This window comes from Rhodococcus sp. IEGM 1318 (assembly GCF_033142465.1).
GTDB lineage: Bacteria > Actinomycetota > Actinomycetes > Mycobacteriales > Mycobacteriaceae > Rhodococcus_F > Rhodococcus_F qingshengii_B.
In genome coordinates this window covers 44,279-66,291 of sequence record NZ_JAWLSC010000007.1, presented here as the reverse complement: position 1 = coordinate 66,291, position 22,013 = coordinate 44,279, and the positions used below count along the sequence as shown (strand labels likewise).

23 protein-coding genes and 2 pseudogenes are annotated in these 22,013 nt (G+C 62.2%); 11 read left to right on the top strand and 14 right to left on the bottom strand.

Translation table 11 applies throughout. The features are described 5' to 3' along the window. Window positions 1–29 precede the first annotated feature (29 nt). On the bottom strand, window positions 30–401 hold the full coding sequence (locus R4P65_RS17520) for a hypothetical protein (RefSeq protein WP_317827463.1): 372 nt from the start codon (window positions 399–401) through the stop codon (window positions 30–32). 2 nt (window positions 402–403) lie between these two features. Continuing rightward, a complete protein-coding gene (locus tag R4P65_RS17515; RefSeq protein WP_003945847.1) occupies window positions 404–1,564 on the bottom strand; it encodes a Rieske 2Fe-2S domain-containing protein in 1,161 nt (386 codons plus the stop codon). 195 nt (window positions 1,565–1,759) lie between these two features. Here R4P65_RS17515 and hsaA point away from each other — a divergent pair, with 195 nt between their 5' ends. Genes hsaA through hsaB form a run of 4 tightly spaced genes read left to right on the top strand, consistent with a single transcriptional unit; the run spans window position 1,760 to window position 5,307 of the window. Then, window positions 1,760–2,935 carry a 3-hydroxy-9,10-secoandrosta-1,3,5(10)-triene-9,17-dione monooxygenase oxygenase subunit gene (gene hsaA / locus R4P65_RS17510; RefSeq protein WP_269590724.1) on the top strand — a complete coding sequence of 392 codons (1,176 nt, stop codon included), beginning with the start codon at window positions 1,760–1,762 and terminating at the stop codon, window positions 2,933–2,935. A gap of 10 nt (window positions 2,936–2,945) precedes the next feature. Beyond that, the gene (gene hsaD, locus R4P65_RS17505) at window positions 2,946–3,824 is read left to right on the top strand and encodes a 4,5:9,10-diseco-3-hydroxy-5,9,17-trioxoandrosta-1(10),2-diene-4-oate hydrolase (RefSeq protein ID WP_003945808.1); all 879 of its coding nucleotides are present in this window, start codon (window positions 2,946–2,948) and stop codon (window positions 3,822–3,824) included. Next, the gene (hsaC, locus tag R4P65_RS17500) at window positions 3,824–4,726 is read left to right on the top strand and encodes an iron-dependent extradiol dioxygenase HsaC (protein ID WP_317827462.1); all 903 of its coding nucleotides are present in this window, start codon (window positions 3,824–3,826) and stop codon (window positions 4,724–4,726) included. Before hsaD ends, hsaC begins: the two co-directional genes overlap by 1 nt. After that, complete coding sequence (gene hsaB, locus R4P65_RS17495) at window positions 4,723–5,307, top strand: 3-hydroxy-9,10-secoandrosta-1,3,5(10)-triene-9,17-dione monooxygenase reductase subunit (protein ID WP_317827461.1); 585 nt, start codon at window positions 4,723–4,725, stop codon at window positions 5,305–5,307. The genes hsaC and hsaB overlap by 4 nt, the downstream gene beginning before the upstream one ends. Window positions 5,308–5,373: 66 nt before the next feature. Here the strand turns inward: hsaB and R4P65_RS17490 are convergent, their stop codons facing one another. Both R4P65_RS17490 and R4P65_RS17485 read right to left on the bottom strand, forming a co-directional pair. After that, complete coding sequence (locus tag R4P65_RS17490; protein WP_230814796.1) at window positions 5,374–6,198, bottom strand: Abi-alpha family protein; 825 nt, start codon at window positions 6,196–6,198, stop codon at window positions 5,374–5,376. A 2-nt stretch (window positions 6,199–6,200) separates the two neighbouring features. Continuing rightward, complete coding sequence (locus tag R4P65_RS17485) at window positions 6,201–7,475, bottom strand: DUF445 domain-containing protein (RefSeq protein WP_007734105.1); 1,275 nt, start codon at window positions 7,473–7,475, stop codon at window positions 6,201–6,203. Between the two features lie 329 nt (window positions 7,476–7,804). Here R4P65_RS17485 and R4P65_RS17480 point away from each other — a divergent pair. The 3 genes and pseudogenes from R4P65_RS17480 to R4P65_RS17470 all read left to right on the top strand — a co-directional run. Then, a pseudogene (locus R4P65_RS17480) lies at window positions 7,805–8,236 on the top strand (aminoacyl--tRNA ligase-related protein); the annotation flags it as partial. Window positions 8,237–8,385: 149 nt separating this feature from the next. Beyond that, a pseudogene (locus R4P65_RS17475) lies at window positions 8,386–8,565 on the top strand (threonine--tRNA ligase); the annotation flags it as partial. Between the two features lie 76 nt (window positions 8,566–8,641). After that, window positions 8,642–8,839, top strand: a complete 198-nt coding sequence (locus R4P65_RS17470; RefSeq protein ID WP_317827460.1) for a hypothetical protein — start codon at window positions 8,642–8,644, stop codon at window positions 8,837–8,839. Here R4P65_RS17470 and R4P65_RS17465 read toward each other — a convergent pair. Further along, the gene (locus R4P65_RS17465; RefSeq protein WP_317827459.1) at window positions 8,836–9,282 is read right to left on the bottom strand and encodes a MarR family winged helix-turn-helix transcriptional regulator; all 447 of its coding nucleotides are present in this window, start codon (window positions 9,280–9,282) and stop codon (window positions 8,836–8,838) included. The two genes, R4P65_RS17470 and R4P65_RS17465, sit on opposite strands and share 4 nt — an antisense overlap. Window positions 9,283–9,425: 143 nt before the next feature. Between R4P65_RS17465 and R4P65_RS17460 the strand changes: the two genes are divergently transcribed. Beyond that, on the top strand, window positions 9,426–10,622 hold the full coding sequence (locus tag R4P65_RS17460; protein ID WP_317827458.1) for an MFS transporter: 1,197 nt from the start codon (window positions 9,426–9,428) through the stop codon (window positions 10,620–10,622). Between the two features lie 16 nt (window positions 10,623–10,638). Here the strand turns inward: R4P65_RS17460 and R4P65_RS17455 are convergent, their stop codons facing one another. From R4P65_RS17455 to R4P65_RS17445, 3 genes are all read right to left on the bottom strand, one after another. Then, on the bottom strand, window positions 10,639–12,696 hold the full coding sequence (locus R4P65_RS17455; RefSeq protein WP_317827457.1) for a neutral/alkaline ceramidase: 2,058 nt from the start codon (window positions 12,694–12,696) through the stop codon (window positions 10,639–10,641). A gap of 95 nt (window positions 12,697–12,791) precedes the next feature. Continuing rightward, window positions 12,792–13,520 carry an acetoacetate decarboxylase family protein gene (locus R4P65_RS17450; protein ID WP_007734116.1) on the bottom strand — a complete coding sequence of 243 codons (729 nt, stop codon included), beginning with the start codon at window positions 13,518–13,520 and terminating at the stop codon, window positions 12,792–12,794. Beyond that, a complete protein-coding gene (locus R4P65_RS17445; protein ID WP_317827455.1) occupies window positions 13,517–14,377 on the bottom strand; it encodes an SDR family oxidoreductase in 861 nt (286 codons plus the stop codon). The genes R4P65_RS17450 and R4P65_RS17445 overlap by 4 nt, the downstream gene beginning before the upstream one ends. A gap of 139 nt (window positions 14,378–14,516) precedes the next feature. Here R4P65_RS17445 and R4P65_RS17440 point away from each other — a divergent pair, with 139 nt between their 5' ends. Further along, window positions 14,517–15,722: a cytochrome P450 gene (locus R4P65_RS17440; protein WP_317827454.1), complete on the top strand. Its 1,206-nt coding sequence runs from the start codon at window positions 14,517–14,519 to the stop codon at window positions 15,720–15,722. Here R4P65_RS17440 and R4P65_RS17435 read toward each other — a convergent pair. Next, window positions 15,711–16,145, bottom strand: a complete 435-nt coding sequence (locus R4P65_RS17435; RefSeq protein ID WP_317827453.1) for a cupin — start codon at window positions 16,143–16,145, stop codon at window positions 15,711–15,713. The two genes, R4P65_RS17440 and R4P65_RS17435, sit on opposite strands and share 12 nt — an antisense overlap. A 125-nt stretch (window positions 16,146–16,270) precedes the next feature. Between R4P65_RS17435 and R4P65_RS17430 the strand changes: the two genes are divergently transcribed. Further along, window positions 16,271–16,627, top strand: a complete 357-nt coding sequence (locus tag R4P65_RS17430) for a hypothetical protein (RefSeq protein ID WP_317827452.1) — start codon at window positions 16,271–16,273, stop codon at window positions 16,625–16,627. A gap of 17 nt (window positions 16,628–16,644) precedes the next feature. On the opposite strand, the gene R4P65_RS17425 is transcribed toward R4P65_RS17430, so the two are convergent. Further along, window positions 16,645–17,592, bottom strand: coding sequence for an alpha/beta hydrolase family protein (locus R4P65_RS17425; protein ID WP_317827451.1), 948 nt, complete (start codon window positions 17,590–17,592; stop codon window positions 16,645–16,647). Window positions 17,593–17,710: 118 nt separating this feature from the next. Between R4P65_RS17425 and R4P65_RS17420 the strand changes: the two genes are divergently transcribed. After that, window positions 17,711–18,310: a TetR/AcrR family transcriptional regulator gene (locus R4P65_RS17420; RefSeq protein ID WP_317827450.1), complete on the top strand. Its 600-nt coding sequence runs from the start codon at window positions 17,711–17,713 to the stop codon at window positions 18,308–18,310. Between the two features lie 12 nt (window positions 18,311–18,322). On the opposite strand, the gene R4P65_RS17415 is transcribed toward R4P65_RS17420, so the two are convergent. The 4 genes from R4P65_RS17415 to R4P65_RS17400 all read right to left on the bottom strand — a co-directional run bounded on the left by R4P65_RS17415 (window position 18,323) and on the right by R4P65_RS17400 (window position 21,938). Then, a complete protein-coding gene (locus R4P65_RS17415) occupies window positions 18,323–19,405 on the bottom strand; it encodes an ABC transporter substrate-binding protein (RefSeq protein WP_317827449.1) in 1,083 nt (360 codons plus the stop codon). Window positions 19,406–19,483: 78 nt separating this feature from the next. Further along, window positions 19,484–20,281: an ABC transporter permease gene (locus R4P65_RS17410; protein ID WP_317827448.1), complete on the bottom strand. Its 798-nt coding sequence runs from the start codon at window positions 20,279–20,281 to the stop codon at window positions 19,484–19,486. Further along, on the bottom strand, window positions 20,278–21,108 hold the full coding sequence (locus R4P65_RS17405; RefSeq protein ID WP_317827447.1) for an ABC transporter permease: 831 nt from the start codon (window positions 21,106–21,108) through the stop codon (window positions 20,278–20,280). The genes R4P65_RS17410 and R4P65_RS17405 overlap by 4 nt, the downstream gene beginning before the upstream one ends. Beyond that, window positions 21,105–21,938 (bottom strand): ABC transporter ATP-binding protein, encoded by an 834-nt coding sequence (locus R4P65_RS17400; RefSeq protein ID WP_020906250.1) that lies wholly within the window; start codon window positions 21,936–21,938, stop codon window positions 21,105–21,107. Before R4P65_RS17400 ends, R4P65_RS17405 begins: the two co-directional genes overlap by 4 nt. Window positions 21,939–22,013 lie beyond the last annotated feature (75 nt).

Here is a 22,013-nt window from a genome sequence, read left to right as displayed (position 1 = left end):
GCGGATCGGCCCTCGTTGGTTGGTTTCGGTCAGCTGACCTCGGGGTCACGCACTGTGATGGTGCCGTCCCTGACCGCGTCGGCGATGCTGTCGTGCAGCTTCGGGCATCCGTCTTTCAATGCCGTCGACTGACCGGAAGCAATTGCTTCTTTAAAGGTGTGGCAACGCAGCGCCGGGTCGGAAGTCCACTGAACGCTGGTGTGCTTGTACGTGTTCTTGCGAACCAGTACGCAGGCACCGCATGCCTTGCAGTCGACTTCCTGCAGACCCGAGTCGAGGTATTCGTGCTTGTCCTCGATCGTCTGGGCCGCGATCGCCTCGAGCCGTGCCGTTTGCCCGGCAAAATCCGGTGCCTTGGCCCAACGAGCCCACCGTGCGTCGGTTCCGATCGAGGCGCTCACGACTAGACCTCTGCTTCCTTCTTTGCCGCTTCTGCTGCAGCTTCCTTCTCGGCCTTCTGGCGTGCGAGGTTTTCCTCGACCTCGGCGTGCCAGGCTTCGTTTGCCTTGGTGGTGTCCACCTCGAACTCGAAGCGCTGCGTCATCTTCTCGGTGACGTCGGCCTTGTCCACGTAGAACTGCTCGTACCAGCGTCGTAGCTGGTAGACGGGGCCGTCTTCTTCGCAGAGAAGGGGATTCTCGATCTTGGTCTTGTTCTTCCAGATCGCGACGTCCTGCAGGAATCCCTCGCTGATGCCCTCGGTGAACTTGCCGGCCAACTTGTCGGCCATCTCGTCCGAGACGCCCGTCGGCTTCTTCACCGTCACGCCCCACTGCAGCACGAACGAATCCGGGCTGATCGGGTAGTGGCAGTTGATCAGCACACTCTCGACCTCGTATCCGCTGTAGCTGTTCCACAGGGGATTGACCATGTACGACGGTCCGTAATACGCAGCTTCGGAGCGAAGCAGCGTGTCGCCGCCGTACTGGGAGGCCATTCCGATGTCGGGACGGCCCGTGGTGTTGAGGTACTGAGTGGCGATCTCACCTTCGAAGACGTTCTTGAAGTACGTCGGGAAGGCGTAGTGGATGTAGTAGAAGTGCGCCATGTCGACCACGTTGTCGATGATCTCGCGGCAGTTGGAACCCTCGATGACCATGGAGTTCCAGGTCCAGTCGGTCCATTCGTCGCTGTACGCGCCCTCGATACGAGGAATCACGATCTCCTCGGGCGGTGGGTTGCCCTCGGGGTCGTTCCAGACGAAGAGCTGACCGTTCTGCTCGAGGGTCGTCCACGCGCGGGTACGTGCGAGCGGAGGCACGCGGCGGGCATAAGGAATGCCGGTGCACTTTCCGTTGCCGCCCCAACGCCAGTCGTGGAAGGGGCAGGCGATGGAATCGCCCTTGACCTCGCCTTGTGTGAGGTCACCGCCCATGTGACGGCAGTATCCGTCGAGAACTTTGATGTCGCCCTTGCTGTCGGCGAACACCACGAGCTTCGTACCGAAAGCCTCGATCGCGTGCGGTTTGCCGTCCTTGAAGGTCTTCAGTAGACCCAGGCAGTGCCAACCGCGGGCGAAACGAGTCTGCACCGTTCCGACGTCGATCTCGCGAATCTGCGCCATTGTGACCTCACATCCCTTCTAGCTGTTAGTAGAACACGTTATAGAACTCGATCCGGTTCCGCCAGATTTTGGGGGCACTTGTTACAGCATTGCGGCCACAAACGGGACCTTTGTCAGCGTCTCGACAGAAAAGAGAACGTGTTCTAGTCTCAAGTGTAAGTGAACCAACCGATCGAGGAAGACGGGAGCGTCGAAGTGGGTAACCATGACAGCCACGAGGTGATGCAGAGGCTCGACGCACTACTGCCGGCACTGCGCGAGCGCGCACAGGAGACCGAGGATCTGCGTCGTATCCCCGACGAGTCCATCAAGGCTCTTCAGGAAACAGGCTTCTTCCGCTTGCTGCAGCCGAAGCAGTGGGGCGGATACGAAGCCGATCCGGTGCTGTTCTACTCCGCGGTCAAGAAGATCGCCAGCGCGTGCGGTTCCACAGGGTGGGTCTCCTCGATTATCGGGGTACACAACTGGCACCTCGCCCTCTTCTCTCAGCAGGCGCAGGAAGACGTGTGGGGCAACGACACTGACGTTCGAATCTCGTCCTCTTACGCCCCGATGGGTATGGGTGAAGTAGTCGAGGGTGGATACAAGGTCAACGGCGCTTGGGCTTGGTCCTCGGGTTGTGACCATGCCAGCTGGGCTGTTCTCGGTGGCCCGGTGTTCAAGGATGGCCGCGCAGTCGATTTCGTGAGCTACCTGATTCCTCGCGAGGACTACCAGATCGACGACGTGTGGAATGTGGTCGGCCTGCGTGGAACCGGCTCCAATACCGTTGTGGTCAAGGATGTTTTTGTTCCTACGCATCGCGTGCTGAGCTTCCGGGCGATGAGCGAACTGACCGCCCCGGGCCTCGAGAAGAACACCGCACCGGTCTACAAGATGCCGTGGGGAACCATTCACCCCACCACGATCTCGGCACCGATCGTCGGAATGGCATACGGCGCTTACGAAGCGCACGTCGAGCACCAGGGCAAGCGCGTTCGCGCTGCGTTCGCCGGCGAGAAGTCGAAGGACGATCCGTTCGCCAAGGTGCGCATCGCCGAGGCGTCCAGCGACATCGACGCCGCGTGGCGTCAGCTCTCCGGCAACGTCGCCGACGAGTACGCGTTGATCCTTGCGGGCGAAGAGGTTCCGATGGAACTGCGCCTGCGCGCTCGACGTGACCAGGTGCGCGCCACTGGCCGTGCGATCGCTTCGATCGACAAGCTCTTCGAGAACTCCGGCGCCACGGCGCTGCAGAACGGCACTCCGATTCAGCGTTTCTGGCGTGACGCTCACGCTGGTCGCGTCCACGCCGCGAACGATCCCGAACGCGCTTACGTCATGTTCGGAACCGGCGAATTCGGTCTGCCGATCACCGACACGATGGTCTAGAGGAGGCTCAGTGACAACCACCGAAGAAGCTCTCACCTACGAGTCCACTTCACGGTTCGCGCAAGTGCGCCCCGATCTGAAACTGCATTTTCACGAGGCAGGCGTCGGAAACGACAAGACCATCGTGCTGCTGCACGGCGGTGGCCCAGGCGCGTCGTCGTGGTCTAACTTTGCCCGCAACATTCCGGTGTTGGCGAAGAGCTTTCACGTCATCGCGGTCGATCAGCCCGGTTACGGGCAGTCCGACAAGCCGACGGAGCATCCGCAGTACTTCGTTCACAGTGCTTCGGCGCTCAACGATCTCCTGGACACGCTCGAGATCACCGGTCGCGTTGATCTGCTGGGCAATTCGCTCGGTGGTGGCGCTGCTGTTCGCTTTGCGCTCGACTACCCGGACCGTGCCGGTCGCCTCGTTCTGATGGGCCCCGGCGGTCTCAGTGTCAACCTGTTTGCGCCGGACCCCACCGAGGGCGTCAAGAACCTCGGGAAGTTCAGCTACCAGCCCACACGTGAGAACCTCGAAGCATTCCTGCGGATCATGGTCTTCGATCAGAAGCTGATCACGCCGGAACTCGTCGACGAACGTTTTGCTGCGGCCAGCACTCCCGAGTCGCTGGCTGCGGCCAAGGCGATGGGTAAGTCCTTCTCCAGCGGCGACTTCGAGCTCGGCATGCTCTGGCGCGAGGCGTACAAGCTTCGTCAGCGCGTGTTGCTGATCTGGGGCCGTGAGGATCGGGTCAACCCCCTCGACGGCGCACTGGTCGCGCTCAAGATGATCCCGCGCGCGCAGCTCCACGTCTTCGGCGGTTGCGGTCACTGGGCGCAGCTCGAGAAGTTCGACGAATTCAACCGGCTCGCAACCGACTTCCTGCTCGACGGAGGTAAATGATGGGTATTCGATCTCTGGCGTACATGCGCATTGGTGCCACCGACATGGCTGCGTGGCGCGAGTACGGACTCAAGATCCTCGGAATGATCGAGGGCAAGGGCGTCGACGCGGAATCGCTGTATCTGCGGATGGACGACTTCCCGGCGCGTCTTGTCATCGTTCCGAACGAGACGGACCGTCTGCTCGTCTCGGGTTGGGAAACCGCGAATGCGGCTGAGCTGCAGGATATCCGTGACAGGTTGTCGGCAGCCGGTGTTCCGTTCAAGGAAGGCACGGCGGAGCAGCTCAAGGACCGTCGCGTCGTCGAGATGATCGCGTTCGAGGACACCTCGGGCAACTCCCTCGAGGTGTTCCACGGCGCTGCTCTCGAACACCGCCGGATCGTGAGCCCGTACGGGCACAGGTTCGTGACGGGCGAGCAGGGGCTCGGCCACGTTGTGCTCACCACCGACGACGACGACGCTTCGCTGCGGTTCTATCGCGACGTACTCGGATTCAAACTTCGCGATTCGATGCGTCTGCCTCCGCAGATGGTCGGCCGGCCCGCGGACGGCGACCCGGCGTGGCTGAGGTTCCTCGGCTGCAACCCGCGTCACCACAGCTTGGCGTTCCTGCCGTTGCCCAACCCGACGGGCATCGTGCATTTGATGCTCGAGGTGGAGAACTCCGACGACGTCGGACTGTGCCTCGACCGAGCACTGCGCAAGAAGGTCAAGATGTCGGCGACGCTCGGTCGCCACGTCAACGACGAGATGCTCTCGTTCTATATGAAGACTCCGGGCGGGTTCGACATCGAATTCGGTTGTGAGGGGCTCGAGGTCGAGGACGAAAACTGGATCGCGAGGGAAAGTACGGCCGTGAGCCTGTGGGGTCACGACTTCACGGTGGGAATGAAGCCGTGAGTTCGCCCGACGCGTCGGTGAGTGCGGAGCAGGCGATCGATCCGCGCCAGTTCCGCACGGTTCTCGGGCAGTTCTGCACGGGTATCACCATCATCACGACAGTCGACGAAGGTGAGCCCGTCGGGTTCGCGTGCCAGTCTTTTGCCGCCCTGTCACTCGACCCGCCTTTGGTGTTGTTCTGCCCCACCAAGGGCTCTCGGTCGTGGGCGGCGATCGAGCGGACCGGGAAGTTCGCCGTCAACGTGTTGGCGGAGGAACAGCAGGCGGTGTGTGCTCGTTTCGGGTCGCGTGAGCCGGACAAGTTCGCCGGCATCGATTGGACGCCATCACCGCTGGGGTCACCGATCATCGACAAGTCGCTTGCCCACATCGACTGCACAGTGGAAACCGTCCACGACGGCGGTGATCACTACGTCGTCTTCGGACGTGTGTCGTCGATGAGTGAGATCAAGACCGAACGCCCGCTGCTCTTCTATCGCGGGCAGTACACGGGCATCGAGCCGGACAAGACTGTTCCGGCTACCTGGCGTGACGATCTGGAAGCGTTCCTGACGACCACGACAGAAGATACCTGGCTTTAGGGGCACCCCCCCTGTGCGCCTTTTTGGTAGTTACCACTACCAAAAAGGCGCACAGGGCCGGAGGCCCTACAGTGAAAAACAGGTATGACAGAAGTCGTCACCGAACGGCGTCAACAGGATGCTACGACGCACAATCCTGTTGGATCTTCCTGCACGTTTGACCGCTTCGATCACCGACGGCTGCACCTCGACCACCTGGTACCGGTCGGCCTCGACGGGCTCGCGTGAGAACGCCACCAAACCGAGCCGATGCAGGTTGTTCAGGTAAGCGCTGATGCGGTCCAGATGTCGACATCCCGCCAGTTCTCCGATCATCGACAGACCCTCGTCGATCATCTCCGAGCCGACTCCGAACGGCCGGGCCGTGCGCACATCGACGCTCGGTTGCGCACCGGAGGTGGCCAACAGCCGAAGAATTCGGGCTTCGTCGGGTGCGATCTCGTCGAGGATCCGGTCGTAGGCCGGGTGCAGATCGTCGCGATCGGTCACGTCCGCGGAACGGTCCAGCAACCTGTCGCCGCGTGCCCGCAGCGCCGCGAGAGTGGCCTCGACGCTCTGTTTGCGATTGGTACGAGTTGCCATCGCTGCCCGCAGATTCTCCGTCCGCGAGCCGTCTCCGTTGGAGTTCTCGGCCCGACGTTCGGAATTCACGTTGGCGGATTCCGCAGCCTCTGCCGCGGCTTCGGCGGCGGCCTGAACGATCTGCCGCGTCGCCTCCTTCGCCGTTCCGAAAGCCCATCCTGTCAGCTTGATCGACGTGAGCGTCGTCGTGGCGGTCAGCCCGACAAGGCTACGGATCAGACGCTTTTCGACGGATTCGACCGGCGTGATGTCCGCAGCCCAGTCGTACGATTCCGCTTCGACGATCATGCGATGGTCGTGCTCACTCATGCTCATACTCCGAATATTGCGAGGTGTAGGAAACCGGCAAACGAGCCCAGCACGGCCCCGTGTACGAACAACAACCACTCGTCCTGCTTGACGGCTGAGCGTAGTAGTTCGCTGAAATCTTCCGGTGAAAGGATGCTCATGCGTTCGGTGACGAAGACACGAATCTTCTCCGACTGGTTCTCGGCGAACTCCGCGTCCTCGAAGACCCTTGGGTACAGGTCGAGCACTTCGGTGGTGGCCAGGCCGGGCAGACGCTTGTAGCTCTGCGAACCGACCGTCATCTTGACCACCGACTTTGCCCAGCCGGCTGCGTCGTCGACGGATTCGCGCAGTACCTGATCGAGCATCCGCCGCGTTCGGTCCGAACGGGGACCTTCGAGGAGTTCGGTGCCGATGTTCTCGAGCGTCACCACGTGATCGGCGAGGGTTTTTGCGTACCCGGCGATGATCTCGGTGCGTCGCTTCAGGAAGAGTCCCTGCCTCCACGGCACCCAACGGCTGGGGGTGATCGGTTCGAAGATCATCGTGATGCCGAGGTAGTTCACGATGTATCCGATGATCACGCCACCGATGGGAAGCACCCACCACTGCGGAACCAGGTGGAGGATCCCGACAAGCACGAAGCCCATCGGGAAGCCGAAGTAGAAGCCGAAGTTCTGCATGAACCGAAGCTCTTTGTTGCCCATCGTGCGGAAGATGTCGTTGAGCAGTTTGGGATGCGAGGAGAGGTAGCGGATCACCATCAGCTTCGCGTCGATGAACTCGTCGATGTCTTCTTCGATGCGGTCGGTGATCATGCGCACGCTGGCAGGCAGATCGTCCTCTACCTTGCGGAAGACGGCTTCCTTCACCGACGTCGGAAGGTTGTGCCACAGCTGAGGATTCTCGGCCGTCATGATTCTGGTGACCACGCCGCGCACTTCACTGCGCGAGATGTTCACCAAATGCTCGGCGATGCTGTCCGGGTCCAGGACGCGGTAGAAGTCGGCGATGCTGCCGACTTTCGCGAGGGATTTGTCGACGGCGATCGACGCCATCTTCTCCGCACGGGAGGGGACGATGCCTTGCCATCCGAATCGGCCGTCGCTCGTGATCGCGGGGATCACCTGGACGCGCCGGGGGAGGAATGGGAAGAGCAGTTTGAGGCCGGGCACTTTGATCCCGTGGAAGTTGATCGGCGCAAAGAGCATCAGGACGCCCGACCAATTGGTGATGTACCCGATGATTCCTGTGAACAAAGGAATGGTGATCAACTGTTCGAGCAAGTGGTCCGGCACCGTCGCACATCCTCCTCATATCCGAGAACCTCACGTTCGGACATGATTGCCGAAACTTCGCTCTTCGTGGGTGTTTCGTTGGCTACTGCTGCGCCTTCCCAGTTGCGTCAGCATAGAGGCCCGACAATTCGGGCTGTAGGTGGGTCGGAAGTTGATGTAACCTCGCGTACATGGTCAGTATTGCGCACAGCACGACGACGCCGGTTCTCTTCCGGCGCTTCGTTTAGCAACTGCTGACCGAACCCTTTCAGCCCCGTGAGTTTTCGCCCCGGGTGTTTTCTTGATTCTTCGCTCCGTGTGTCTCCCCTTGAACGATTTGGAGAGCTCTCATGAGCGTTGACCTCCGCGAACTCGGGTGCGAGCTGGAGTTTTTCGCCACCACCCCCATCGTCGGAGCGGGCTTCCCACTCTGGTTGCCGGACGGCGCGATCATCAGGAGCGAAGTCGAAAAGTTCGCCGCCGAGCAAGCAGCGCGATCCGGTTGCCGGGGTGTCTATACCCCCGTTATGGCGAAGAAAGAGTTGTACGAGAGATCTGGGCATTGGTCCAAGTTCTCGGACGACATGTTCCCTGAAATGAAGATAGGCGGAGAGTCATTTCTCCTTCGTCCGGCTAACTGTCCTCATCGCGCTCAGGTATTCGCCGCTCGCGGTCGTAGTTATCGCGAGCTACCTTTCCGCGTTCGTGAACTCGGCTCGATGTTTCGCAGTGAACTCTCCGGAGTTCTCAGTGGGCTGAACCGCGTCAGACAGATCAATCTCGAGCGCTGCTACTCGACTCTGGGGATTGCCGAACGGAAGTACCGCCTCTCGATCAGAGGGGAGAGGGACAGTACCTCGGCACCGACGAGCAGTGAGCGGACGCCGAGGATCAACTTCGCCGAGCACCGAATGCACGCTCGATCGAGTACGTGGAAGCATACGTGGAAGCAAAGGGGGAGGCAGCGTTCTACGGTCCCAAGATCGACGTCCAAGTACGAGACGCGCACGGCCGCGAGGAAACACTCTCGACCGTGCAACTCGACTTCAACCAACCGGAGCGGTTCGAACTCGGGTACACCGCCGAGGACGGATCCAAGGCTCGCCCCGTCATGATCCATCGGGGCTTGCTCGGGTCGATGGAACGTATGACTGCGCTTTTGATCGAAAGGTTCGAAGGGCGGATCGTTGGGACGTCGCATCCGCGAGACCCGCACCCACCGGGATCCGTATATCGCGGTGATCGGGGACAACGAGGTGCACGGCGGCACCGTCGACGTTCTGGTCCCCGCGCGTGGTGGGCGGGCAGTCGTCGACGCGGGTGTGTTTGTCGATCAGGTGGTCTCGGGCATCAAAGAGCGTGCCCTGCTTCCGGCGGACTTCTAGCCGACAGGGAGTTCGTGGAGGGCGCGCACCAACGGCGCGAGTTCGGGTGTCTTGCATGCCTCGTCGAGTGCGGCTTCGAGGGTGGCGTCGTGCGTCGGCCGGGCGTTTTCGAGAAGCTCGCGGCCGGCCGGCGTCAACTCCGTGTAGATGCCTCGACGGTCGTCGGCGCACAGGATGCGCGTCAGTAGCCCACGATCTTCGAGTCGATTGACCAAGCGCGTCGTGGCGCTGCTGCTCAGTGCGGCAGCGCGGGCCAACTGGGCCATGCGCATGTGCCAGCCGTCCTGGCGGCTCAGTGCGTCGAGCACGGTGTATTCGACGACGGACAATTTGTGCTCACGCTGGAGGGCGCGTTCCAGTTCGGTGTCGAGCGCGCCGTGCAGTGCTGCGAGCGTGCGCCACCCTTGCGAACGGATTTCGACGGCGTCGTCGGCGATCCCCATGTGATTCTCCTTGTCCGTTTCCTGCCGCTCAAGGTTACCAGCTTGCGCATGTAGCGCGCGCGTGCAACTATTTATAGCGCGCCTGCAACTACTGCATACGCCCGCTAACGGCTTGCGCGTTAATCTGTGAAAGGAACATCGAGATGCCATTGGGTCTCATTGCCCTCGCTATGGGCGGGTTCGGGATCGGCCTCACCGAATTTGTCATCATGGGCCTCCTGCCCGAGGTATCGGCCGACTTCGAGGTCACCGAGTCCGTCGCGGGCTACCTGATCTCGGGCTACGCACTGTCGGTGGCGATCGGCGCGATCCTCCTGACCGCTGCCGTCACCCGCTTCGAGCGCAAGAAGGTCCTTCTCTCGCTCATGGTGCTGTTCATCATCGGCAACCTGATGTCCGCGCTCGCGCCGTCGTACGAGGTCATGATGGGCGGACGCATCGTCGCGGCGCTGTGCCACGGTGCGTTCTTCGGAATCGGCTCGGTGGTTGCCGCCGACATGGTCGCGCCCAACAAGCGCGCCGGCGCCATCGCGATGATGTTCGCGGGCCTGACCATCGCCAATGTTCTCGGCGTTCCGTTCGGCACGCTGCTGGGCCAGCAACTCGGATGGCGCTCGACGTTCTGGGCTATCACCGTCATCGGCGTCATCGCTCTGATCGGAATTGCAGCACTCGTCCCGACGACGCCCGCAAGCACGACCGGCGGCGGATTGCGCGGAGAGTTGGGGGCGTTCCGCAACAAGCAGGTTTGGCTCTCGATTGCCATCACCATCCTCGGCTACGGCGGAATGTTCGGAGCCTTCACCTACATCGCCTTCACACTCACCGAGGTAACGGGATTCGCGACGTCCAGCGTTCCGTGGCTGCTCATCCTCTTCGGCTCGGGCCTGTTCGTCGGTAACTTCCTCGGTGCCAAGGCTGCCGACCGCTCGCTGACGAAGGCACTGGTCTGGATTCTCGCGATCCTGACCATCGTTCTGATCGTGTTCGCCGCTACCGCCGAAAGCAAGGTCATGACCGTGATCTCGCTGTTCTTCATGGGCGCCTTCGGTTTTGCGACGGTTCCCGGTCTGCAGATGCGGATCATGAACTACGCGTCGGCAGCACCGACCATGGCCTCAGGTGCCAACATCGCCGCCTTCAACGTCGGCAACGCGCTCGGGGCATGGCTGGGCGGAATCACCATCGCAGCGGGACTCGGCTTCACCTCCCCGATCTGGATGGGAGCGGCAGTCACCGTCGCCGGTCTGCTGGTCCTGATCGTCGCGGCGAAGATCGACCGCCCGGCAGCGTCAGAGCAGTCGACGTCGATCACCTCGCTACACCCGACCGCCGCCTGAACCTAGCCACTGCGAGTCAGGTGAGGCGGAATTCGGCGGTCACCCCGGAGAAGGGCGAGATCGCGCCGCTACCCCGAGCCTTCGACGCACCGAAGTGTTGGACTCGATACGTACCCGCCGGAGTATCGGCCGGAACATCCCACGTGATGCGCACGACGGAACCGTTGCTCCCGACCCGCCGCCAGTGCAGTTTGGTGGACCAGTCGTTGTCGTCTGCCACGCGCGTCCAGGATCCGCCGGTATTGCGCTGGATCTCGTAGAAGGTCCCGTTTCGGTGAGTGTCGTTCTTGGGGTGGCCGGTGACGAACTCGACGGCAACCTGCCCGCCCGGTGAGCTGTCGCCGGGCTGGACGGTTGCATCGCCGAATTGTGTTCCCGGCAAAGGCTCGTCGAAGTCGACGCCAGGTCCGAAGCTGGGTTGGAACCCGGATAGGTCGGCGGGCGCGGGGCCGCGAGGGGGTTCGGTGCCGTCGCGCATCGCGGCTGCAAGGGCGGCATACCCCTGCTGATAGGCCGGCAGCGTGTAACGGCCGAACATCGTCGAACCGCCCTCGTATTGCTGCGAATCGTATTCCTGTGGTGTGGTGCAGTAGCTCGAGTACGAGTTCGCGTATCCCTGGAAGATGACGTTCTCGAGGGGGACCCCAAGCTCCTCGGCGACGGTTCGACGCACCCGTAATCCGGAGACGATGGTGAATTCCGCAGGGCCACCGACGATGTAGAACTGGCCGATCCGCAGGATCTGGATCTTGAGTACGTTCGGCACCCATCCGCCCGGTGGCAGCAGGCCGACCGGAACGACTACGAGCTTGGGGGCCTGTGCGTCCTGAAGCCATTGAGGCACAGGAGCATCCATGCCGCCCAAGGCGTCGATCATGGGGTTTCGGGTGCCCTCGGGGAAGATCGGAATTGCCGGTCCGTCCTCGACGCTTCCGGCGCTCATTGCCGCGCCGATCGCGGCCGGTGCGGTGCGGTGTTCGCGCCCATTCGGGGTGAATCTTCCGCTCACCACCTGATTGGCCATGTCCAGGTACATGATCCGACTGTCCACGCCACCGGCCACGGTTTCGGAGGCCGAGTCGAAGGCAGTTTGAGCCGCCGCTACCTGGCGGAGCCCGATGATGCGTGCATTCTCGAATTCGTCGTCGGTCGGTCCGCGGCCCGGCTCGAGGAAGAGGTTGGGTGACATGTCGCCGCTGTTGGTCTGCGGAAAAGCGGCGATGAAACTGGCGTCGCCGTCGAGGTAGCGCACACCCTGGTCGTCGTGCTCCCAGAAGTACGCCGCGGCGCCCTTGTTGTCCCCGGAGATGAGATGGTTCTCGTTCGTGAGCGAGGCGCAGTGGGTCGCGAACCAGTTGATCGCTCCGATGTCCTTGCTGCCCCGGCTGATCCGCAGGACACGCATGTGATGATCGTTGCCGCCGGGGTAGTAGGCCTTGTCCTCTTCGGGATTGAGGTCGAATGCCACTCGCGAGCGGTTGACGCTGGCATCGGTGAGATCGGAACGGCCGAAGCGAACCGTGCCCGGCGCCAGGTTCTCGTGCGCAGCGCTGATCGCCTCGACCATGCCGTTGACCTCGGCTTCGAACACCTGCAATTCGAATCCGAGAACCGCGAGGTTGTACGCGTAGTTGTGCGATGCCCCACCACATGCCGCGTGTGAATGGATGGCCGTCAACATGACGTTGCGTTCGGTGTAGATGTCACCGAACTTCCCGGACAGTCGGCGCAGGACCTCGTCGTGAACGGACTGGAAGATCATGCAGTTGTCGACGCAGACATAGACGACCCGCGGCCCGCCGGACTCGAAGATGAAGGCGCGTGCGCGCATTCGCTGGTGCAGGCCTTCGGCGCGTTGGTCGAAGCTCGAGTAGCCCATCATGCCGACTTCGGCGACTGGTCCGGTTACATCGGAAATTCCGACGCCCACCTGCAGTGACGCCGACGACTTGTCGGTGCGTGCGGGTGAAACTGAGCGTGCCGGCGAAGCTGCGACGGCCTGGCTCGTCGACAGAGCGGCGAGCGCAGGTGCGGCGGCAGCGCCTGCCAGTACGGTGCGTCGGGTGATCTGCACGAGTGTCCTTTCGGGCGGTCTGACGCGAGTTGGTCAACCGTCCAGGAGTGTAGCCCGAGTCACACGTGACCGAAAGGGGTGCCGTCGGCCGACACTCAGATCGTTGTGGCCTCCCCGAACGTCATCGCCAGGTTTTTGATGGTCGTGGTCATCAGGGCCCGGCGGGGGAGTCCAAGTTTCCGAAGCTCTGCCGCCATCGGGTGACTGCCCAGTTGAACCTCGGCTCCACCAGGGCGCGATTTGACGCCGGTCGGTGCCATGTCCCACGACGTGCACCTGGTGGCGCCGTCGAGATGTGAGTACGCAGCCAACGACATGTTGGCTCCGCCGCCCGGCACGCTGACGCCGGATTTCACACTCAACTGTGTGATGAGTTTGCCGTCGCGAGAGACGGATCCGCGCTTGACCGAGCCGACGTGCTCGGTGTCGAACTCGGCGAGCACCTTCGGGAATCCCCAGATCTCCCGGCCGGCGGCCTTGGTGAACTCGCCGTCCACCGGCAACTCGTGAATGAGCGCCCCCGCAGTTCCGGCAGCGAGTGAACGTAGATCTCCCAGCACCGAGGTTTCGGGAGGCGCAGTGTGGCTGCGCACCATGTACGTCACTCCGAATTCGTTGTACGGCCCCAGATCCCCGTCGATGTAGTCGACAAAAACCAGGCCGCACAGCGCCCGGCCGGGGCGGTACTGGAGCACGGTCAAGCCGGTGTAATCGATGATCGACTGCGCGGTTGCGCTGGGTACGGAGTACAACGCCATGAAGGCGGACGCGGTGCGAACTTCGACGGGCATCTCGACCTTCTTGCCCAGAATCGTGTAGCTCATGGCGCGACCACCCCGCGGAGTCCGTCGGAGCCGTAGACGGGTTCGAGCATCGAGCGGAAATCCGGTCCGCGGCGCAGCATTTGGCCTCCGTCGACGTTGATGATCTGCCCGGTGATCCAGGTGGATTGAGGTCCGAGGAGGAAGGAGGCGAGTCCGGCGACGTCCTCGACCTCGCCGACGCGTTCGAGCGGCGTGTTGGCCAGGTAATCGTCCAGGATGGGACCACCGTCGGTGATGAGCGCGACCAGGTCCGTTCGGGTCAGCCCCGGGCGGATCGCGTTGACACGAATGTTGCTGGCGCCCAGTTCGTCTGCTGCCAACTGCACCAGGTGGTCCACGCCGGATTTCGAGACGCCGTACGCGCCGAACCAGCGATGTGTGTTGCTGCTGGCGATCGACGAGATCGCGACGATGGATCCGCCGCCGCCTGCCACCAGCGCCCGAGCGCCGTGCTTGATCGTCAGCATGGTCCCCGTGACGTTGAGGTCGACGGTGCGGCGCCACGCGTCGACGTCGAGTTGAGTGACCGGTGCGATGGTTTCGTTCCCACCGGCGCAGGCCACGACTCCGTCGAGCTTTCCGGTGACGGACACCGCCGCGGCGACAGCGGAGACGACGTCTGACTCGATCGTGACGTCGGCAGGCGAGACGCTGACCGATCCTGCCGGATTCGACTGCCGGATCGATTCGGCGGCAGCATCAAGTTTCTCCTTGTTGCGCCCGCAGATCGTGACGTGAGCGCCGGACGCAACAAGCGAACGCGCGATGCCCAGCCCGATGCCACTACCGCCGCCGGTCACCAGTATCGATGTACCGGCGAAAGTGGGTATGCCCGCTGAGGCGGTGTCGTCGTCCATGCGTGTCTCCTGGTCGTTGCTCCGGCGGGCTCGTGTGCTGATTCTGGAGGTTTTCCGGTTCGGCTTCGGTGAAAACGCCCCACGCTATATAGGAACAGGTTCTACTTATTGAGGCAAGGGTTGTGTGAGAGGCGGAGTGATGGCTACCAGACCGACCTTCGATTTGATCGACGGGCGCTTCTACAGCGGAGACCTCGGCAATGTGCGCGACGCGTACGCCTGGATGCGCGATCACGAGCCTGTGTACCGAGATGACGCCAACGGCATCACCGCGGCCGCGAGCTACGACGCCGTCGTTGCAGCCGAGCGGAATCCCGAACTGTTCTCCAACGCCGGCGGCATCCGCCCCGAAACAGGTCCGTTGCCGCAGATGATCGACATGGACGACCCGCAGCACCTCACGCGTCGACGCTTGGTCAACGCGGGTTTCACACGTAAGAAGGTCGAAGCCAAGGCCGGCCGTATCCGGGAGATCTGCGATCAACTGATCGACGCCGTCTGCGAAAAGGGAGAAGCCGACTTCGTCGCAGACCTGGCAGCACCGCTTCCCATGGCCGTCATCGGCGACATGTTGGGTGTCCGTCCCGAGGAACGCGCGTTGTTTCTGCGGTGGTCGGACGATCTGGTGAAGGCATTGGGAAGCAACGCTTCCCAGGAGCAACTGCATGCCATGATGACTGCGTATGTCGACTTCACCGCGTACATGATGCGAACCATCGCCGAGCGGAGGAGCGAGCCGGCCGACGATTTGGTGAGCACGTTGATTCACAGTGAGGTCGACGGCGAGGCCCTCTCCGATCAGGAAATCGTCAACGAATCCCTGCTGATCCTGATCGGCGGTGACGAGACCACACGGCACGTGCTCAGCGGCGGCATGGAACAGTTGCTGCGCCATCCGGACCAGCATCGAGCACTGGTCGACGATCCCGATGCCATTCCGTTGGCGATGGAGGAGATGCTGCGGTGGTCGTCGCCCATCAAGAACATGGCTCGAACCCTGACCCGTGATACCGATTTCTTCGGTGCGCAGCTGAAGGCCGGAGAGAAGATGCTGCTGCTCTTCGAATCGGCAAATTTCGACGAGTCCGTGTTCCTGAGCGCCGAACAGTTCGATATCGGCCGCACACCGAACCCACACGTGGCCTTCGGCTTCGGAACTCATTTCTGTCTGGGCAATCAGCTGGCCAGGTTGGAGGGACGGATCATGTTCGAGCAACTGTTCGCCAGGCTGCCGGACATGGAACTTGCCACCGACGCGCCGTTGCAGCGGCGTGCCGCCAACTTCGTGTCCGGACTCGAATCGATGCCGGTGCGGTTTACCTCTTCTACCCCGTCAGCCGGGTAGTTGGCAGTTGGGAGGCGCAGCATCCTCGGAGAGGGGGCTCCCCGTCGGATTGACGTAAATGACCTCGAGCACCAATGGTGTTGTCTGAGAGTTGTTTCCGATGTGCACATGATCAGAACCGCTGGGTTCGATCAATGTATTTCCCGCGCTGTAGATCCCGTCGACGGAGCAATCGGATCGGTAGTGGCTCAACGTGCCCTGCGCGATCAGCGCGTAGAGCGTCCCGTCGTGGAAGTGCCAACCGGTGGAACCGCCGGGGTCGATGGTGATCTGGCGCAGGATGTAATCCTTGCCGTCGAAAGTCACCTGCCCGAGGATTTCACCGTGTACTCCAGTGCTCGGTGTTGCCGACGCATTGATCGGCGTCAGCGACAGTCCGATCGCTGCGGACACTGCAAGCAGAACCTGATGACGTTTGCGCATGAGCGGTCCTCCCAGACGGATGTGCTCCTGAGTGTCCTCCGTCGGTGCCCGGTTTATCCCAGTTTTCGTGGATCCAGCACGGTGAAGGAACTGGCATGCCACTAATAGGCGGTTACGCTCGAGCCATGCAGCAAGTCGCGACGAGGCGCCGGAGCCAGCCGCCGCCTGCGCGCTTCATGTTCGAGGCATTGATCGATCCGTACCGCCAGCCCGCCCGGCACTGGCTGGAACTTCTCGAGAGCGAGATCGCACCGGAGATCGCCAGGGCTGTAGAACCGGAGCTGGTGATCTGGTCGTCGATCTGGCCGGACCGCCCCGACGCCGTCATCCGATTCGACATCGAGGCGGTCGGAAACGGCACGATGCTGCGTTGGACGCTCTTCCTCGAAGATCCGATACCGTCGGAGGCGGAGGTCGTGCGGATGCGAAAGCGGCTCAACACTTTGATAAATGCGAATCTCAGGTTCAACTTCGGCCAATAGGTTGGATCACTGCCGCATTACTTGGTGTCGACTCGGCCGATCGGGTCGGCGTTGTCGCTGAATGCGGCCCGGGCCGCTGGCCAGCTGGTCTCATCGATGCGCAACGCGGTCCGAAGGTAGGCAGTACTCATCCGTTGGATGGCGGCGACCCGCTCTGGGTTTTCGTCAGTGGTCTCGGCGACTTCGTATCCGACAATTCCGCCGAGTGTGTGCTCGGCACCGTAGAAGGTCAGGAGGTCGGTGGCTCCGGGGCTGTGCGTGAAGGCGTCGGTGAACCAGTCAGGTCCGCGGCTGGACATCTTGGACTGGTCGTGGTCGCCCGCGACGACGAGTGTCGGCGTTGTCAGTTCCTGGAACGAGGGGCGCATGAACGGGAAGTTCGCCTGCGCGAACGGATGTAGGTTCTCGCCGCCGAGACCGGTTGCTGCGAAAAGGATTCCCGCGGTGACGCGACTGTCGGACATGTCCTGGCCGACGACCTGGCCGGCTTCGTCGAAGATCCGTGCTCCGAGGAGTGACTGAGCGGTTTGTCCACCCCAGGAGTGACCCGTGGCGGCAACTCGACTGCGGTCGATGCGGCCGGCAAGTCCGGGCACGGCAAATTCGATGGTGTCGAGCTGATCGAGGATGCGTGTGAGATCCGCGATCCTCTCGGTCCAGATCGTCGGGAACACCGGGTGATCGAATCCGAAACCGTTCCGGCGCGAGTCCAGGTGTGTCGGCTGGATCACCACGAATCCGTGGGATGCCCAGAATGCCGTGAGTGGCGAGTATCCATCGAGGTTCCACCCGTTGCCGTGGGAGAACACCACAACGGGGAGGTTCGCGCCTGCCGCCGGAGCAGACACACGTACTTCCAGCGGGACTGGTCGATCGGGGGCGAACAACGCGACGGGGGTAACGGAGACGACCGGGGTGCCGGCGCCGATGATGCCGTTCAGCGTGTCGATCATTGATGTGGTCATGGCAAGTTCCTTGCTGAGGCTGCACCCTGCGATACTGGTTATCGGAGCGTCGCTCCGCAATATTACGGAACCGTGTTCCGTAATGCAAACATATGTCGTGAGTCAGCGAGGAGTGCACATGGCTGATGCCCAGGACGAGCAGTCGCGCGTCGTGTCGCCCAAGCAAGTCGGTCGCCCACGTCGAAGCGAGCAGGCGCTGCTCGACGCGGCGGCAGCGGTGTTCGTAGAGTCCGGGGTCGACGCTCCGGTGCGGGAGATTGCGGCGAAGGCCGGCGTCGGCATGGGGACGATCTACCGCCACTTCCCGACGCGCTCCGAGTTGGTGGTCGCCGTATACCGACACCAAGTCGAGGCGTGTGCGGACGCGGGCCCACAGATGCTCGCGGAGAGTGCAACGCCCGAGGCGGCTTTGCGGGCATGGGTGGCTTTGTTCGTGGAGTTCCTGGTAACCAAGCATGGGCTCGCCGGCGCACTGCAAGGAGACAGCGCCGGGTCCGACGCTCTGCACGCCTACTTCGTCGACCGCCTCGTCCCGGTATGTGGCTCCCTCCTGGAGGCAGCGCTCGAGTCTGTTGGCACTGCTTCGCGGGTCGATGCGTACAACGTGCTCAAAGGCATCGGGAACCTTTGTATTGGTGCTGGGTCCGATGCCCGGTACAAGGCCGAGGTCCTTGTACAACTATTCATCTCGGGCGTACTCGCGCGAGAGGTTCGCTGACGCTCGGCTCAGTCAGATCAACTCCGGATTCTCGGCGTACACCTCCTCGAGGATCGACATGTCGAACAGTTGTTCCGCCGTAATCTCCAGCCCCGCTTTCGACAGTGCCGCGATGTTCTGTTCGATCAGTTGGGGTGTCATCGTGAACAACCCGTTTGCTTTGGTATCTGCCGACACCACAAGATCGTTCTGTGCGGTGGCTTCCTTGATCTGCTCTTCGAGTTCCAGGTTCTGGTCCTTGCCGTAGACCTCGACGGCTAGGCGTGCCGACTCTGCTGGATCGGCGACCGCATCCTTCCATCCTTGGATTTCGGCCTTCAGGAATGCCTTGAGCTTGTCTCTCTCGTTGTCGATGGTGGACTGGAGAACCGTGAACGATTCGGCGACCAACGGCAGGTTGTAGTCCGCGAAGAGGAAGTGGGCGTTGGGGAAACCTTTGGCGGCCAGTGTGATCGGCTCGTTGGTCACGTAGGAGACCCAGCCGTCCACCTCGCCGTTTGCCAGGGGACTCGGATCGAACTGCGCGGGCACGATCGTCATCTGGCTTTCGGTCAGGCCGTTGGCTGCCAGGAGAGCTCCGAAGACGAGCTGATTGGAATCCTGGACGCCGATCTTCTTGCCGATCATGTCCTGTGGTGAGTTGATCGGTGCCGCAGCGGAACTGACAATCGCAAACGGGTTCTTCTGGAATGTCGCCCCGACGATCTTTGCCTCCAGTCCGTCGAGCACGGCGGGGGCTGTGAGCTGCGGTGCGGACATTCCGATCCACACCTTGCCGGTGTCCAAGCCGGCTTCGACGCCGGTGCCGGCTGCGCCGCCTGCCACCAGGTCGACATTTCCGAAGCCGGCATTCTTGTAGTAGCCCTTGTCGAGAGCGAAGTACTCACCGGCGAACTCGATGTTCTTGATCCAGGATAACTGCACTGCAACTGTTCCGAATTCGGAACCGTCGTCCGTGGTTCCGCCACTCGAACTGCTGGAGTCATTGCTGCACGCGAGCAATGATGCACTACCGGCGACTGCGATGCCGGTCAGCGCGGAGTAGCGGAAGAAGGCCCTGCGGTCCAGCTGGCGGACGGGCTTGAATGGCGTCATGAATCGGAACACTAGGGCCAGTCGGTTTCGTTCAGTTTGCTTGGGAGAGAGAGTTTGTTGAGGTCGTGTTAACAGATGTCACGACTTGCCCGCCGAAGGACCGAAACGAGACAGAGCGATGCTTTCGAAGATCCCGACGACGGCGTAGAGGACGATCGACACCACGGTGATCACCACGATAGATGCCCACAATTCGTTGTACTGGTAGCGCGGTATGGCTTTGATCATGCTCGAACCCAAACCTTGACCGCTACCGAGCCATTCGCCGATCAGTGCTCCGATCAAAGCGCCGGGCACTGACACCCTAGTGGCGGCGAACACCGCCGGAAGTGCGGACGGTACCGACACCATTCGCAATGCGGTCCAACGACTCCCGCCGTACGCAGCGATGAGGTCTTGTGCCTGAGCCGGAGCGGCGCGCAGACCGACCATGATCATGACAAGGGCAGGGAAGAACACCACAATCGCAACCATGACCGTCACGCCCACGATTCCGCGCCCGAATATCAGGACGATGATCGGGGTCATCGCAACGAGAGGAACAGATCGTAGAAGCATCGCAACGGGCATGAAAGTCTGTTCGACAGTGCGCGAAACGACAAAAATGGATGCGACCACGAGCGCAGCAGTCATTCCGACGGCAAAGCCGACACCGGCGTCGCGCAGAGTGATGAACAAGTTGTCGACGATGCCCGAACGAGCGTCGGCAGATTTCGGTCCGGAGAACAGATACTCCCAGACGTCGGCCGGCGTCTTTCCCACACGCGGACCCACCTGGGGGAAGGCGTTGAGAAAGACCACCCAGACGACAAGCAACAGCGCCGAGGCGATGGCAATCGGAGCGAGGAATCTCAATGTTCCTCGTACCGCGGTCATTTCTGTGCTCCCGGAGCGCTCGTCCACGGGGTGACGAGCCGGGCGATCGCTGCGACGACGGCGTATCCCAGGCCGGCGAGCACGGCGGCGGCGATGGCCATTCCCCACGTTCGCGGGACGTTGTACGACGTCTGGGCGGCCGTGAGTGCGACGCCGATCCCGCTGTCCACCCCGCCGAGATACTCACCGAGAATTGCACCCAGTACGGCCGAAGGTGCAGCAATCTTGAGGGCGGCAAAGGTGCTCGGAAGTGCGCTCACAAGTTGAACTTTGGTGAACTTCTGCCAACGCCCACCGCCGTAGGCGGCGACGAGATCGAGGCTCGTCTTGTCTGCCGATCTCAGGCCCGCAAGCGTGCCGACCATCGTGGTGAAGAAGCAGTACATCGCGGCGAGAAAGATCGTGGGGGTCCGGCCGCCGAAGACGACCAGGATGATCGGGCCGAGCGCCAACAGCGGTGTGCAGTAGCTCAGGATTGCCAATTGCGTGGCCAATCCCTCGATGGGCGGAATGAGAACGACAAGCACGGCAAGCGTGATCGCCAGCAGATTTCCCCAGAAAAAGCCCTGCAGCGCACCGGAAGCCGTGACGGTGAAATTGGGTCCGTACAGCGACCAACCGTCGTCGAACATCGTCGACACAACCACCCACGGCGTCGGAATCGTGCCTCCCGCAACACCGGCCGCCGCGAGAATCCACCAGAGAGCGATCAGTCCGCAGATGCCGACTGCACCGCCGAACCACGCCGGACGCTTCAATCGGATCCGGCGCGGCACAGATGGCTGCGCCGCAGCGGTCGCGACGTTCTCGATATCGGTAATTGTCATGCGACGCCTGCTTTTCCGAAGAGTAGTCCGGAGAGGTAGTCGTGGATCTCGTGGAACTCGGGTGTCCGCATCATCTCGGGTGTCCGCGGGCGCGGCAGGTCGATCGGCACGACTTCGAGGACGCGTCCGGGCCGCGGCGTCATTACGGCCACGACGTCGGAGAGGAACACGGCTTCGGCGATTCCGTGCGTCACCATCAACGTGGTCGCCGGCTTCTCGGTCCAGATTCTGAGCAATTCGATGTTGAGCCGTTGTCTGGTCATGTCGTCGAGCGCGCCGAACGGCTCGTCGAGTAGTAGGACGCTCGGCTTGACGACGAGTGATCGTGCGATCGACACACGCTGACGCATGCCGCCTGACAATTGAGCGGGCTTGGCCTTCTCGAATCCTTCGAGGCCGACGAGCGCGATCAGGTCGGCGATCTGGTCGGGGTCGGGATCGATGCCGGCCACCTGAAGCGGCAGTTTGATGTTGGAGGTCACCGTCCGCCACGGCAGCAAAGCCGAATCCTGGAACGCGATTCCGAGTTCGCGACGCTTGCGCAATTCGGCGGGGGACTGCCCGTTGACAAGGGCCGTTCCCGACGTCGGAGTATCGAGGCCCGCAAGAATGCGGAGAACGGTGGACTTCCCGCAACCGGACGGCCCGAGCAGAGACAGAAAGGAGCCTTCGCTGGTTTGGAGGGACACGTCGGTCAGCGCGGTCACCGACCGACGTCCCATCTCGAAGGTCTTGCCGAGGCCGGAGATGTCGAGACCGGTTCCAGCGGGGCGAGGTGTGGTGACGGGACTGGTCATTCCCGCACAGTACGAACGTCCGGTTGCGGTCATGTTGCCTGCGCGTCACCGCTGCGTGAGGCTGGTTCGGCGTCTCCTGTCACAGCGCCGTGGTGAGATGGACCTCTG

Coding starts and splice junctions, on each gene's coding strand:
- R4P65_RS17420 (WP_317827450.1), top strand. CDS start 17,711: ATGGCTGATGCCCAGGACGAGCAGTCGCGCGTCGTGTCGCCCAAGCAA.
- R4P65_RS17465 (WP_317827459.1), bottom strand. CDS start 9,282: ATGGGGATCGCCGACGACGCCGTCGAAATCCGTTCGCAAGGGTGGCGC.
- R4P65_RS17490 (WP_230814796.1), bottom strand. CDS start 6,198: ATGAGTGAGCACGACCATCGCATGATCGTCGAAGCGGAATCGTACGAC.
- R4P65_RS17410 (WP_317827448.1), bottom strand. CDS start 20,281: ATGACCGCGGTACGAGGAACATTGAGATTCCTCGCTCCGATTGCCATC.
- R4P65_RS17445 (WP_317827455.1), bottom strand. CDS start 14,377: ATGGACGACGACACCGCCTCAGCGGGCATACCCACTTTCGCCGGTACA.
- hsaC (WP_317827462.1), top strand. CDS start 3,824: ATGGGTATTCGATCTCTGGCGTACATGCGCATTGGTGCCACCGACATG.
- R4P65_RS17435 (WP_317827453.1), bottom strand. CDS start 16,145: ATGCGCAAACGTCATCAGGTTCTGCTTGCAGTGTCCGCAGCGATCGGA.
- R4P65_RS17460 (WP_317827458.1), top strand. CDS start 9,426: ATGCCATTGGGTCTCATTGCCCTCGCTATGGGCGGGTTCGGGATCGGC.
- R4P65_RS17425 (WP_317827451.1), bottom strand. CDS start 17,592: ATGACCACATCAATGATCGACACGCTGAACGGCATCATCGGCGCCGGC.
- R4P65_RS17415 (WP_317827449.1), bottom strand. CDS start 19,405: ATGACGCCATTCAAGCCCGTCCGCCAGCTGGACCGCAGGGCCTTCTTC.
- R4P65_RS17400 (WP_020906250.1), bottom strand. CDS start 21,938: ATGACCGCAACCGGACGTTCGTACTGTGCGGGAATGACCAGTCCCGTC.
- R4P65_RS17515 (WP_003945847.1), bottom strand. CDS start 1,564: ATGGCGCAGATTCGCGAGATCGACGTCGGAACGGTGCAGACTCGTTTC.
- R4P65_RS17450 (WP_007734116.1), bottom strand. CDS start 13,520: ATGAGCTACACGATTCTGGGCAAGAAGGTCGAGATGCCCGTCGAAGTT.
- R4P65_RS17405 (WP_317827447.1), bottom strand. CDS start 21,108: ATGACAATTACCGATATCGAGAACGTCGCGACCGCTGCGGCGCAGCCA.
- R4P65_RS17440 (WP_317827454.1), top strand. CDS start 14,517: ATGGCTACCAGACCGACCTTCGATTTGATCGACGGGCGCTTCTACAGC.
- R4P65_RS17430 (WP_317827452.1), top strand. CDS start 16,271: ATGCAGCAAGTCGCGACGAGGCGCCGGAGCCAGCCGCCGCCTGCGCGC.